The sequence below is a fragment of the Actinomadura barringtoniae genome, assembly GCF_017573505.1.
GTDB classification, from domain to species: Bacteria; Actinomycetota; Actinomycetes; order Streptosporangiales; family Streptosporangiaceae; genus Spirillospora; species Spirillospora barringtoniae.
This window is the reverse complement of record NZ_JAGEOJ010000019.1, coordinates 14,708-27,783: the sequence shown is the minus strand read 5'-3', so window position 1 is coordinate 27,783 and position 13,076 is coordinate 14,708. Positions and strand designations below refer to the sequence as shown.

Genomic DNA, 13,076 nt, shown 5'->3' with positions numbered 1-13,076 from the left:
CCGGCCTGCCCCGCGTAAGCCCGGCCTGCCCCGCGTAAGCTCGGCCTGCCCCGCGTAAGCCCGGCCTGCCCCGCGGCCGGGCTCACTCAACGTTCGACCGAGCGCGCCGAGCGCGGCTCAGCTTCGGGCGCCACCAGTTCGCCGGGCCCAGCGCGGCGACCAGGGCCGGGGCCAGGATGCCGCGGATGAGGGTGGCGTCGATGACGATGCCCAGCGCCAGGGCGGTGGCGAGGATCTTGACGTCGGTGGACGGGACCTGGGCGAGGGACACGAACGACAGGAACAGGATGAGCGCGGCCGAGGTCACCAGGCGGCCGGTCCGCGCGATGCCCGCGACCGTGGCCTTGTCGGTGCCCAGGCCGGCGTCGTGCTCCTCCTTGATCCGGGCGAGCAGGAAGACCTCGTAGTCCATCGACAGGCCGAACAGGAACGCGAAGACCGCGATGGGCACCCACACGGTGATCGCGTCCGAGCCGGACTGGCCGAACAGCGCCTCGGTGCCGACGCCGTGCTGCCAGATCAGGACCGTCACGCCGTAGGCGGCGCCGAGCGAGATGACGTTCAGGACGAGCGCCTTCAGCGGCAGGACGACCGAACGCAGCGCCCGGGTGAGCAGCAGCATCGTCACGATCACGATGAGCCCGATGATCCACCAGGCGTTCCCGTAGACCGCGTCGATGAAGTCGGCGTTCTGCGCCGGGATCCCGCCGACCTCGGCGCCGGTGGCGCGGACCGCGTCGCGGACGCGGGCGGCGGCGTCCGCGCCCTCGCTGGTCGAGGGGTCCTGGCTCGTCCAGGCCTCGACGACCGTGCCGCCGCCTCGCGACCAGTCCGGCGGCGACAGAACGCCCGCGACGCCCTCGATCCCGGCGACGGACCGCCGGAGCTGGTCGGGCCGGTCGGTGGTGATCTCGACCGGCTGGGTGAGCCCGGCTCCGAGCCCCGCCTGTTCGATCTGCCGTACGGCCTGACCTGCGCGTCCGCCGGTGGATGCCAGCGAGTCGTTGGAGGGCTGGCCGAGCCGCAGAGTGAGCAGCGGCGCGGCCAGCGCCAGCAGCACCACGACGGTCACGGCGATGGACGCCCAGCGGTGCCGGACGACCCCGTTGCCGATGCGCCGCCACAGCGGGCTGTCGGGTTGGCCGGAACGCCGGTTCGGCCAGCTCAGCCTCGGTCCGGCGACCACCAGCAGCGCGGGCAGCAGGGTCAGGGCGGCCAGCACGCTGAGCAGCGGGATGAGCAGGCCGGTGAAGCCCACGCTGCGCAGGAACGGCACGGGCAGCAGGATCAGGGCCGCCAGGCTCACGGCGACCGTGACGCCCGAGAACAGCACCGAACGGCCCGCCGTCGACAGCGCCCGTTCGACGGCGGCGGCGTTCTCCAGCCCGTTGGCGCGTTCCTCCCGCCAGCGCGTCACGATCAGCAGCGCGTAGTCGATCGCCACGCCGAGGCCGATCAGGGCGAGCAGGTACTGGACGATGAACGAGACCTCGGTGAACTCGGTGAGCCCCCAGACGATCAGGAAGGTCGTCAGGATGGACGCCGCCGCGATGAACAGCGGCGTGAGCGCCAGCAGCGACCCGAAGACCAGCGCCAGCACGATGAGGGCGCCGAGCCCTCCCGCGATCGTCTCCACCAGGACGCTCGGTCCCCCGCCGCCGCCCTCGGTGGCCAGGGCGTCCTGCCCGGTCACGGTCACCGGAAGGCCCGTCTGCGCCTGAATCTTCTCGGCCGCCTGCCGCAGCGCCGGCAGCGCCCGCGCGTACGGCTCGGGTCCGGGCACCGGCGCGGGGTAGACGAGCACGACGCCGGTCCGGCGGTCCTTGGACATCAGGTCCGGTGCCTGCTCGTACGTGGCGACCCTCGCGCGCAGCGGGCCGGCCGCGGCACTGATCTGCTGCGCGGCCTGGGCGGCGGCCGGTGGCGGCAGGTCGCGGCGGCCGTCGCCCACCACCAGCAGGACGGGCGCATTCGCGCCGCCGGACCCGTAGGTCTGGAGGATTTTCTGGTTGGCGATGAAACCGGGACGGTCCGGGAGCCCGAAGTCATAGCTGAGGGCGGAGGTCGCGTGCGGTGCCGCGAAACCACCGGCCACCGCCAGGAGCAGCCAGGCGACGATCACCCACCACGGCCGGGAGATCACACCGCGGATCAGTGGACGCATGGGCACGCTCCGGATTCCAGGGCTCGGCAGATCTCGACCGTACCATCAGGCACCTGATACTTCTCATGCGGCTAGGCTGAGGCCCCGTGAGCGAGCAGCGCGTCTGGACCGGCCCCGAGCCGGACGAGATCACCGCCTGGACGATCGTTCAGGCGGGTCACGTCGTCGGGCGGCGGTTCTGGTCGATGCTCGGCACGGTCGGCCTGACGCCCGTCCAGTTCGGCGTCCTGCTCCACCTCGACCTGAAGCCCGGGCTGGGCAACGCCGAGCTCGCGCGGATCGTGATGATCACGCCGCAGTCGATGAGCGAGCTCATGGTGTCCCTGGAGGAGCTCGGTCTCGTCGAACGCGACCCCTCCCTCGGACGCGGCCGCCGCGTCGCCGCACGGCTCACCGAGGCGGGCCGGCGCCGCCTGGCGCAATGCGCCGAGCTCGTCGACGACGTCGAGGCGTCCCTGGACCTGCCGCGCGATCAGGCGACCGCGCTGAACGCCGGCCTCCGGCACATCCTCACCACGCCCAGCCCCTGAACCGGCCCGTTCCGCCTCCTCCACCCCCGCTCCGCCTCATGCAATGGCGTTTCAAGGGGATTTCATCGCGCCCGGCTAGCGTCCCGGCCATCGTCGAGAGCCCTCACGAGGGCCTCACCAGGCCGGAGGAGACATGGCGCGTCGTCAGGTCGGCGTTGGCAAGCTGATCGTCTCGATCCTCGCGATCGGTGCGGTCGCCGCGGGCGTGTCCACGCTCGGAGGTACGGAGGTACGGCTCGGCGGGCTGGCGTCGGCGTCCGGGGACGCGCCCTCGGTCCCGAAGCTCACCTGGTCGTCATGCCAGGTGGTCTTCGAATGCGCGACCGCCAAGGTGCCCCTCGACTACGACGAGCCGGAGGGCAAACAGGTCACGCTCGCGCTGATCCGCAAGGCCGCCTCCGATCAACGCCACAGGGTCGGCTCGCTCTTCGTCAATCCGGGCGGGCCCGGCATGGCCATCACCGATCCGGTGACGTTCGGCGCGATCGCCTCAGGGCTCGGCCCGCGCGTGCAGGCCAGGTTCGACATCGTCGGGATCGACCCGCGCGGCGTGGGCGGCAGTTCCCCCATCTCCTGTACGGCCGCACCGGGAACGACGCCCGTGAAGCGACCCGAAGGCGTTTACCCCTCCCCCGCGCAGTACGACCAGTGGTTCGCCGCCGACGCTTACGTGCGCAAGAGTTGCGCCGCCACGGCAGGGGACATCCTTCAGCACGCGTCGACCGCCGACACCGCCAGGGACATGGACCTGATCCGCCAGGCGGTCGGGGACCGGCAGCTCAGTTTCTATGGGCTGTCCTACGGTTCCATCGTCGGGCAGACCTACGCGGCGCTCTTCCCCAAGCAGGTTCGCGCAGTGGCGGTGGACGCGGTCCTCGACCCCATTCCCACGTTCAACGGCACTCTTCCCGCACGACTTCGCGTCAAGAGCCACCTGGAGGCGGCGGACGCGGTGAAGACGGCGCTGGAGCACTGCGACCGTGCGGGCCCGGCGCGATGCCCCCTGGCGGGCAACGCCAACGCACGCTTCGAGCGCGTACGACGCTCCCTCGCAGAGCATCCGCTTCAGCTCCCGGGCCTCACCCTGGACGACAAGACGTTCATGCAGCTCACCGGGTCGGCCTTCGGGGTCGACCACATCACCGGCCTCCCGCTCCCCACGATCTCTCTCTGGGCGTCGGCCGTACACCTGATCGACCAGGTCCAGCAGCTCAACGGCTCCAACAGCAGCCAGATACAGCAAGTGGGAGGACTCATCGCGCGCCTCAAGAAGTCCTCCGCGAGCGTCGACGAAAAGGAGAGCGACCTCGCCGCAGGAGACGTGACCGGCGGGATGGCCCAGGCCCTCGGCATCTGGTGCGTCGACACCGCCAATCCCCAGGACCGCGACACGTGGATCAAGTCGGCAGAGGCAGCCGAGAAGGCCGCGCCCGGCTACGGAGCGGCCGACACCTGGCCCGACTCGGCCTGCGCGCACTGGCCCGGCTCCAGCGCCGACGCGTACCGAGGCCCGTTCAACGTCACCACCGCCACGCCGCTGCTGATGGTGAACGCCACCCACGACGGCCGTACGTCCCTGGCCGGCATGCGCTCGGCCGCCGCGCGCTTCCCCGGCACGGGCGTCGTGGAGGTACGAAGCTGGGGCCACACCGTCCTCGGCAAGAGCAACCGCTGTTTGCGCCCGGCGACCGACGCCTACCTCATCGACCAGCGCCTGCCCGCCCACGGCCTGCAATGCTCCGCCGACGATCCCCTCTTCGGAACGAGCAGCTGACGCCCGAACATGAAACTCAGTTCGCGAGACCGGTGCGGTAGGCGTACACGACGGCTTGGACGCGGTCGCGGAGGTCGAGCTTGGTGAGGATGCGGGAGACGTAGGTCTTGACGGTCTCGGGGCTCAGGATCAGCGTCGCGGCGATCTCGCTGTTGGACAGGCCGTCGGCGATGAGGCGCAGGACTTCCAGCTCGCGCGGGGTCAGCGGGACGTCGTCGGGGTTGTCCTCGGCGGGGCGGATCCGGGCCGCGTACATGCCGACCAGCCGCCGGGTCACCTCGGGCGCCAGGAGTGCGGCGCCGGTCGCGACGGTACGGATGCCGTGCAGGAGCTGGGCGGGCGGTGCGTCCTTGAGGAGGAAGCCGCTCGCTCCGGCACGCAGCGCCTCGTAGACGTATTCGTCCAGGTTGAACGTGGTGACGACGAGGACCTTGATCGGGTTCGGGACGCCCGCGCCCGCCAGCAGGCGGGTGGCCTCGATGCCGTCGAGCACCGGCATCCGCACGTCCATCACGACGATGTCCGGGGTGAGCTCGCGGGCCAGGTCGATCGCGGTGCGCCCGTCGCCGCACTCGCCCACCACGTCCAGGTCGGGCTGGGCGCCGATGATGGTCGTGAAGCCGGTCCGGATCAGTGCCTGGTCGTCGCAGACCAGGACTCGGACCGGGTCGGTCACGACGGGCTCCCGGCCGGGATGCGCGCCCGCACGGCGAAGCCGCCGCCCGCCCGTCCGCCCGCGCCGAACTCGCCGCCCAGGGCCTCGACCCGGTCGCGGAGCCCGGCCAGCCCCCGCCCGCTCCCCCCGGGCACGCCGGGCACGTCGGGCACGCCGCCACGCGAGCCTGTGCCCTCGGTGCCGACCGTCACGCTGATCTCCCGTTCGCCGAAGCACACCTCGACCACCGTACGGCTGCCGTGGGCGTACTTGAGCGCGTTGGTCAGGGACTCCTGAACGACCCGGAAGGCCACGAACTCGGCGCTGCCGGACGACTCGGCGGGCTGGCCCTCCTGCGTGAACTCCACCGGCTGCCCGGCCTCCCGCGTCTGTTCCACCAGCGCCCGGAGGTCACCGACCGACGGCGACGTCCTGCCCGCCCTCGGAACGGCGGAGTCGTCGCCCTCGGGATTGAGCAGGTCGAGCAGGTGGCGCAGGTCGGTGATGGCGCGCCGACCGCTGCCGGTGATGGCGTCCAGCGTCGCGTCGAGACGTTCGGGCGCGGCGGTCAGGTAGCGGGCCGCCTCGGCCTGGACCACCATCGCCGTCACATGGTGGGTCACGACGTCGTGGAGCTCGCGGGCGATGCTGGTGCGTTCGGCGGCGCGGGTCACCTCGGCCACCCGGCGGCGGCGTTCGGCGTCGGCGATGCGGGTCGAACGCCACCAGGCGCCGATCCCCCACACCAGCACCAGCGCCGCGAAGAACGTCAGGAAGCCGTCGAGTCCCTCGGCGTGGTCGGGCCGGTCCAGCGCGATCGCCAGCGGCACGTACGCCAGCGCCAGCACGATCATCGTGAGGCGCCGGTGTCGTTCCAGCCGGGCGCCCGCGCTCATCACCGCGATCGCCAGGCCCGTACCGGCGAACTCGTGGTAGCCGCGCAGCTGGTCGATCGCGAAGCCGACCGACACCAGCGCCAGGCAGGCGGTCGGCCACCGGCGCCGCCCCGCCAGCGGCAGGCACTCCAGCGCGATCGCCAGCAGGGCGAGGGCGTCGAACGGGCGTTCCGGCACGTCACCGACCTTCGTCCCGTGGCCGTGGAACGCCGGGATCAGCGACCCCACGGCCAGGAACAGCGCCAGCGGCAGGTCACGGACCATGACGTCGGAACGTCGCCACAGGTCGGCCGGCCGGCGAAAGTCGATCACTGGGCGAGGGTAGCGGCCCCGACCACCACGAAAAGGGCGAAGGCCGTCATTCAACGCGAGGCCTGTGCGGCGACGCCCTGGATGGCGCGGACGGCGAGGTCGGGCCGCTCAAGGTAGATGTAGTGCCCGCTCTTGGCGGCGACGCTCAGCTTGCTGTGGCTGGACAGCGCCAGCCACGTGCGCTGTCCGGCCGCCCACGCCTTCTCCAGCAGCGGCCCGTACTGGGGAATGGCCGCCAGGTACGGCTTCCCGTGCCTGATCACCTCGACCGGGATGTCCCCGGCGGAGCCGACCGGCCCGTCGGTGATGACGAGCTTCTCCGGATTCTGCCCGTGGAAGATCGCGAGGTTCTGCGCGCGGACCTCGGCCGCCGGACCCTTGGCGGTCTTGGGGATCGCCTTGGAGATGTCACCGATCATCGTCGGCGGGGTGGCGTCCATCAGGACCAGCCCCTTCACCCGGTCCCGATGCTCAGGCGCGTACCTGGCGGCCAGGATGCCGCCCAGCGAATGCCCTGCCAGGACGACCGGATTGCTGCCGGCGAGGTGGTCGAGTAGGCCGGTCAGGATTTTCCCGCTGCTGGAGAAGTCCTGCGGGCCATCGGGCTTGTCGCTCCCGCCCGCGCCGAGCCTGTCGTAGGAGCAGACCCGGTTCTCCTTGCTCAGCGTCTTCTGGATGGCGGCCATCTTGCCGAGCGAGTCGCCGCCTCCGTGCATCAGGACGATGACCGGCTCGCCCTTCGCCACATTGCCCGAGCACGACGCGTTCACCGCCTTGCCGCCGACGTCGAACTTCTTGGTGCCGATGAACGGGTCGGCGCTGGCCTTGCCCGCGTTGGAGTCGAGCGGGTCCCAGTCGTCCTCGTCCTTGCAGCCGGCGAGCCCGGTACTGGCCACGGCGCAGCACACCGCGATCACAGCGGACGACTTGATCGTGCGGAACATCGATTCCTCCGGGGAAAGACCTGATGACGATTCACGCGACGGCATGACGCTATGAATCAGCAGGCCCCGGAATCATCACCGCGTGGTGGACACCCTGAGGTAGCTCGCACGGGGGACAAACGCGCCGGAGGAGGGCGGCGTACGTCGGGGAGCGTAGGCGGGAAGCCGCCCAGGAGACGACGACGGCGAGGGTGCTCCTCTCCGAGGATGGTGCGAGACCAGCATCGCCGGAGGGGGATCATGTCGGAGCAGGTCACGGAGGCCGGTGAGGCCCCTGCGGCAGAACCGGGCGAAAAGCCGGGGCCGAAGCGGCGTCGGCTGCGGAAATGGGCGCTGCGGGTGTTCGCGGGCGTGCTGGTGCTGATCGTCGCGGGGACCCTCTTCAGCTTCGGCTACAACGCGGCCACGGCGGGACGGGCGGGTGAGCCGGCAGGCCTGCGGTTCGTGTCGGCCGACGGGATCCGTACGCGGTACAAGCAGTGGGGCACCACCGGCCCGCCGATCGTTCTGGTGCACGGGTTCGCCGAGTCGGCCGACACCTGGGACCGGGTCGCGGGCGTGCTCGCCGCCGACCACCGGGTGTACGCCCTGGACCTGACCGGCTGGGGCTACAGCCAGCGGCGCGGCCCGTACGACGCCGAGCATGAGGCGGCGCAGCTGCTCGGTCTCCTCGACGCCCTGCACCTGGACCGCGCCACGCTCGTGGGGCACTCCACGGGCGCGGCGGTCGCCGCCGCAGCAGCGCTCCGGGCACCCGACCGGGTCGGTGGCCTGGTCTTCCTCGACGGGGACGGACTCAACACCGGTGCCGGGGCGGGCGCCGACGACCTGAAGAGCGTGTTCCCCAACCCGTACCGGACGACCCTGCTGCGGCTCGCGGTCCGGTCGGACTGGGTGATCCGGCAGATCTACGGCTCCCAGTGCGGCCCGGCCTGCCCCCGCCTCGACCGCGCGGGCGTGCGGCAGTGGCGGCGGCCGTTGCAGGTCGCCGGTGCCGAGGACGCGCTGTGGAGCATGAAGGGCATCGTCGGCCTGCCCGCCGCCCGGCTGGCCGCCCTGACGCGGGTCAAGGTCCCGAAGAAGGTGATCTTCGGAACGGACGACGACGTGTTCTCGCGTTCGTCGCCGTACGACACCGCGAAGCTGATCGGCGCACCGGCCCCGACCCTCATCCCCGGCGCCCGCCACCTGTCCTTCGTCTCCCACCCCGGCCAGGTCGCCGCCGCGATCATGAGGAACCCATGACCGCCGGAACGGCCGCCGCCCCGCGACGCGCTCGCACGGTCTGGCTGATGTTCGTCGTCGCCGTGGTCTTCGGCGTGGTCCTGGTCAGCCCTTACCTGCTTCTCAACATCGACAGCAGCAGGTTGGACGTCAGCGGCGAGGCCCATTTCGCCGTGCTCGTCGTCCACGTCTTCACCGCGTTCATCGCGCTCGTCCTGGGCCCTCCGCAGTTCATCCCGGCCGTCCGGGCGCACCGGCGGGTCCACCGCACGATCGGCCGCGGTTACCTGTTCGCCGGGGTCCTGCCGTCCGGCATCGCCGCCGTGCCGGTGGCCCTGCTGTCCGGCCGGATCATCACGCAGATCGGCCTGACCGTTCCCGCCGTCCTGTGGCTGATCACCGGCGGCCTCGCCTACCGGGCGGCGCGGCGGCACGACTACCGCACCCACCAGCACTGGATGATGCGGAACTACGCCCTGACGTTCCTGGCCGTCACCTCACGTGTCCTCGTTCCGCTGATGCTGCTCGCGCAGGTCCCGTTCACCGACGCCAGTGCGGGCTCGATCGGCGACAAGGCGTCGTCGATGATCCCGATCGGTCAGGCGATCGGCTGGATCGTCAACCTGATCGTGGTGGAGATCCTGATCAGGCGGAGTAATCGACGGACAGGCGCGCGGACCCGGAGATCGTCTGCAGCACCACGCAGTAACGCTCGGTCAGCTCGATGAGCTTGGCGACCTGAGGCTCGGGGGCGTCGGTGTCCAGCTCGAACGTCAGCCGGATGTCGCGGAAGCCGACCGGGGCCTCCTTGTCGACGGCGAGCGTGCCCCGGAAGTCCAGATCGCCTTCCACCTTGACCGTGCCGTCCCGCAGTTCGATCTCCATCGCCGTGGCGACCGAACGCAGCGTGACCCCGGCGCACGCGGCCAGTGCCTGAAGGAGCATGTCGCCCGAGCACAGCGACATGCCGTCCCCGCCCGTGGCCGGGTGCAGGCCCGCCACCGCGAGCGCGCGGCCGGTCTGCACCGAGCATGTGATGTCCTCCCCCAAGGCCCCCTCGGCGTGCAGCGTCACGACCGCGGTCTTCGGGTCCTCGCGGTACTGGGACTTCAACGGTGCTTGCAGGTCCGTCAGTTGCTGCCGGTCCATGTTCGCTCCCCCATATGCTTCCAGGCTCCCTGAACGGCCACCGCCATGATGCCTGCGCGGGTGCCGTTCGGCCCAGTGCCTAGGTGGAACGCCGGTCCGCCACACGGCCACGGTGCAGGCGCACGATCGCGTCAACCTCGCCGGCGTCCACCACGCGGTGAGTGATCAGCAGGACGGAACGGGCCTCACCGGAGGCGGAGGCCAGCACGTCGGCGACGATCGCGTCGGCGGTACGGGCGTCCAGGTGGGCGGTGGGCTCGTCCAGCACCAGGACCGGGGCGTCGGCCAGGAAGGCGCGGGCCAGCGCGATGCGGCGCCGCTCGCCGCCGGACACGCGCGTGCCATCCTCTCCGACGAGGGTGTCCCAGCCGTCCGGCAGCGACGCCACCCAGTCCCAGACGCGGGCGCGCCGCAGCGCGTCCCGGATCGCCTCGTCGTCGGCGTCGGGCCGGGCCAGCCGGACGTTCTCCTTGATGGTGGTGGCGAACAGGTAGGCGTCCTGGTCGTCGAGCGAGATCGACGCGCGTACGTCCTGCTGCCGGAGTGCGCGCAGGTCGGTGCCGCCAAGGGTCACCCGTCCGGCGTCGGGGTCGGGGTCGATGAACCGCACCAGCAGGGCGGCGACCGTGCTCTTGCCCGCGCCCGAGTGCCCGACAAGCGCCATCCGCTGCCCCTGTGGCAGCCGGAGTCCGATGTCGTGCAGGCCCCATTCGTCGTCGGGCTCGGCCGCCGTCGTCGTCACGTGATCGAGCGCGACGGTCCGGTCTCCGGCCGGGACGGCGACGGGCGTGTCCGGATCGGCGACCGCGGGGCGGCGTTCCATGATGGCCAGGAGGCGGCGCCCGGCGGCGAGCGTCGCGTCGAGGGTGAGGGCGGCGGCGGGCAGCGGTGCCGCCGCCTCGAACGAGGCCATGGCCAGGAGCGCCAGCGCCGCGACCAGCACGCGGTCCAGGTGACCCGCTGTGCTCGCGGACGCCGAGACCGCGAGCACGCGCGCCACCGTCAGCCCGGCCACCAGCGTGCCCAGGCCCTCGACCAGGCCGGCCACGCGGGCGTCCCGGCGCGCGAGCGCGACCAGATCCGCGTCGAGCCGCCGGATCCTGCCGAGAGCCGCCTCGTCCGCGCCGTACACGACCAGTTCGGGAGCGCCGCGCAGCGCGTCGACCAGCTCCGCCGTGAGCTCGGCACGAGCCCGGACCTGGCGGTCGCCCGTGTGCCGTCCGGCGATCGCCGCGAACGCGGGCACACCCAGTCCCGCGACGAGAAGCCCGATCGCCAGGACCAGCCCGGCGGCGGGCAGCAGGAACGCCGCGAACGCGACCGCCGCCGTACCGGTCACCGCCCATACCAGCACGGGTGAGATCCCCCGGAGCAGCAGATCGCGCATCGCATCGACGTCGCCGACCATCCGGGCGAGCAGGTCGCCGTGCCGGTACTCCCCCGCCCGGGCCGGGACCAGCGGCTCCAGCCTCCGGTAGAAGGCCACCCGGATCCGCGCGAGCACCCGGAAGGCCAGGTCGTGCGACGACAGCCGTTCGAGATAGCGCACGACGGGACGGCTGATCCCGAACGCGCGCACCGCGACGATGGCCACCGTCAGGGAGAGGATCGGCGGGTGTTCGGCGGCCCGCGAGATCAGGTATCCGGCCGTGGTCATCAGCCCGATCCCGGTCAGCACGGTCAGCGATCCCAGCACGGTCGACAGGGCGGTCCTGCCGAGCGGCGGCCGGATCAGCCGGAAGAGCGCGCGCAGCGTCCTCACGTCGGCACCGGCTTCCCGTTCTTCCCGTTCTCGACGCGGACGATCCGGTCGGCGATCGCGGCGGCGTCCGGATGGTGCTCGATCAGCAGCACGGCCCGTCCGGGGGCGGCCTGCTTGATCGCTTCGAGCACGCGGCGCGCGGCGCCGGAGTCCAGGTGGGCGGTCGGCTCGTCGAGGATCAGCAGCCTCGTGTCCTGCCTGGCCAGGGCGCGGGCCAGGGCGATCCGCCGCGTCTCCCCCGCCGACAGGCCGCGCCCGCCCGGCCCGACGACCGTGTCGTAGCCGTGCCGCAGGTCGCGGACGAAGTCGTCCGCTCCGGTCAGCGCGGCCGCCGCCTCGACCTGGACCCGGGCGCCCATCGTGATGTTGTCGTGGACGGTGCCCCGGAACAGGGTCGGGCGTTGCGGGAGCCATCCGATCTGCCGCCGCCACGCGGCCGGGTCCAGGGAGTCGAGCGTGCGGGAGTCGACGGTGATGGTGCCCGCGTCGGGGCGGCGGAGGCCGAGGAGCAGTGCCGCGACGGTGCTCTTGCCCGCGCCGCTGGGGCCGACGAGCGCCACGATCTCGCCGCGTCCGATCTCCAGGTCGAGCCGGTCGAGGACGGGCCTTGATCGATGGCGCACCGTCACCCCGTTCAGGCGTACGGCCCGCCACGGTAGGCAGGGCGGGCAGGGCAGCCGCCCGGCCTCCGGGCGGGCCGGGTCGGCATCGATCAGGTCGATGATCCGCTGCGCGGCGGCCAGTCCGTCGGCGGCGGCGTGGTACTGCGCCGCCAGCGCCCGCAGCGGCGCGTACAGCTCCGGGGTGAGCAGCAGAACGATCAGCGCCGCACGCAGGGTCACGGTGCCGTCGACCAGCCGGATGCCGAGCGAGACGGCGACCAGCGCCGTCGCGATGGTGGCCAGGAAGTCGAGGACGGCGCCGGACAGGAACGACAGCCGCAGCACCCGCATCGTGGTGGCGCGGTACTCCTCGCTCGTCGCGGCGATCCGTTCGGCCTGTGCCGCGCCGCGCCCCCAGGCGCGCAGCGTCGGCAGTCCCCGCACCACGTCCAGGAAATGGTTGGACAGGCGTGCCAGCGCCTGCCATCGCTCTCGCGTGCGCGCCTCGGTGACCTGGCCGATCAGCACCATGAAGATCGGGATCAGCGGCAGCGTCACCAGCATGATCACGGCCGACACGGGATCGACGAGGGCCGTGCACGTCAGGACGGTCACCGGGACGAGCACGGCCAGCGCCAGCTGCGGCAGGTAGCGGGCGAAGTAGCTCTCAAGGGCATCGACGCCCTGCACGGCCGCCGTAGCCACCTCGCCCGCCTCGCCCTCCTCGCCCGCCTCATCCGCCGGCGCCGCCATGTCCGGCGCGCGCAGCCGCCGGCGAATCAGATCCATCCGCAGGTCCGACATGACCCGCCCCGCCGCCCGGCGCCCCACCGCCTCGATCGCCGTCGAAAGCCCAGAACGGCCCGCCACGACCACCACCAGCAGGAGGAGCAGCGCACCGCCAGGTGAGCGTCCTGCGAAGGCGTCGGCCACGATCGTCGCGATGAGCACGGCCTGCGCGAGCACGGCCAGGGCGGCGAGCACGCCGAACGCGACGTCCGCCCCGAGGGCGACGAAGGCTCCGCGCGCCCGCCGCAGCAGCCGCCGATCCAGCGAACGCACGG

At 72.1% G+C, this 13,076-nt stretch carries 11 protein-coding genes; 4 read left to right on the top strand and 7 right to left on the bottom strand.

The genetic code is table 11. The annotated features are described in order from the left end of the window. Nucleotides 1-82: 82 nt before the first annotated feature. Nucleotides 83-2,164 carry an MMPL family transporter gene (locus J4573_RS38790; RefSeq protein WP_208261122.1) on the bottom strand — a complete coding sequence of 694 codons (2,082 nt, stop codon included), beginning with the start codon at nucleotides 2,162-2,164 and terminating at the stop codon, nucleotides 83-85. An 86-nt stretch (nucleotides 2,165-2,250) separates the two neighbouring features. Between J4573_RS38790 and J4573_RS38785 the strand changes: the two genes are divergently transcribed. Beyond that, nucleotides 2,251-2,694: a MarR family winged helix-turn-helix transcriptional regulator gene (locus J4573_RS38785; RefSeq protein WP_208261121.1), complete on the top strand. Its 444-nt coding sequence runs from the start codon at nucleotides 2,251-2,253 to the stop codon at nucleotides 2,692-2,694. Nucleotides 2,695-2,827: 133 nt separating this feature from the next. After that, entirely contained in the window at nucleotides 2,828-4,468 is a 1,641-nt protein-coding gene (locus tag J4573_RS38780; protein WP_208261120.1) for an alpha/beta hydrolase, read from the top strand. Between the two features lie 16 nt (nucleotides 4,469-4,484). Here the strand turns inward: J4573_RS38780 and J4573_RS38775 are convergent, their stop codons facing one another. Genes J4573_RS38775 through J4573_RS38765 form a run of 3 tightly spaced genes read right to left on the bottom strand, consistent with a single transcriptional unit; the run spans nucleotide 4,485 to nucleotide 7,275 of the window. After that, the gene (locus J4573_RS38775) at nucleotides 4,485-5,144 is read right to left on the bottom strand and encodes a response regulator (RefSeq protein ID WP_208261119.1); all 660 of its coding nucleotides are present in this window, start codon (nucleotides 5,142-5,144) and stop codon (nucleotides 4,485-4,487) included. Next, entirely contained in the window at nucleotides 5,141-6,331 is a 1,191-nt protein-coding gene (locus J4573_RS38770; RefSeq protein ID WP_307797254.1) for a sensor histidine kinase, read from the bottom strand. The genes J4573_RS38775 and J4573_RS38770 overlap by 4 nt, the downstream gene beginning before the upstream one ends. 50 nt (nucleotides 6,332-6,381) lie before the next feature. Beyond that, the gene (locus J4573_RS38765; RefSeq protein ID WP_208261118.1) at nucleotides 6,382-7,275 is read right to left on the bottom strand and encodes an alpha/beta fold hydrolase; all 894 of its coding nucleotides are present in this window, start codon (nucleotides 7,273-7,275) and stop codon (nucleotides 6,382-6,384) included. A gap of 240 nt (nucleotides 7,276-7,515) precedes the next feature. Here J4573_RS38765 and J4573_RS38760 point away from each other — a divergent pair, with 240 nt between their 5' ends. Then, a complete protein-coding gene (locus J4573_RS38760) occupies nucleotides 7,516-8,520 on the top strand; it encodes an alpha/beta fold hydrolase (RefSeq protein WP_208261117.1) in 1,005 nt (334 codons plus the stop codon). Next, complete coding sequence (locus J4573_RS38755; protein ID WP_208261116.1) at nucleotides 8,517-9,227, top strand: DUF2306 domain-containing protein; 711 nt, start codon at nucleotides 8,517-8,519, stop codon at nucleotides 9,225-9,227. The genes J4573_RS38760 and J4573_RS38755 overlap by 4 nt, the downstream gene beginning before the upstream one ends. Here the strand turns inward: J4573_RS38755 and J4573_RS38750 are convergent. The 3 genes from J4573_RS38750 to cydD all read right to left on the bottom strand — a co-directional run bounded on the left by J4573_RS38750 (nucleotide 9,145) and on the right by cydD (nucleotide 13,074). After that, nucleotides 9,145-9,648: an OsmC family protein gene (locus J4573_RS38750; protein ID WP_208261115.1), complete on the bottom strand. Its 504-nt coding sequence runs from the start codon at nucleotides 9,646-9,648 to the stop codon at nucleotides 9,145-9,147. The genes J4573_RS38755 and J4573_RS38750 overlap by 83 nt on opposite strands. Nucleotides 9,649-9,727: 79 nt before the next feature. Further along, the gene (gene cydC / locus J4573_RS38745) at nucleotides 9,728-11,410 is read right to left on the bottom strand and encodes a thiol reductant ABC exporter subunit CydC (RefSeq protein ID WP_208261114.1); all 1,683 of its coding nucleotides are present in this window, start codon (nucleotides 11,408-11,410) and stop codon (nucleotides 9,728-9,730) included. Then, complete coding sequence (gene cydD, locus J4573_RS38740; protein ID WP_208261113.1) at nucleotides 11,407-13,074, bottom strand: thiol reductant ABC exporter subunit CydD; 1,668 nt, start codon at nucleotides 13,072-13,074, stop codon at nucleotides 11,407-11,409. The genes cydC and cydD overlap by 4 nt, the downstream gene beginning before the upstream one ends. Nucleotides 13,075-13,076: the final 2 nt, after the last annotated feature.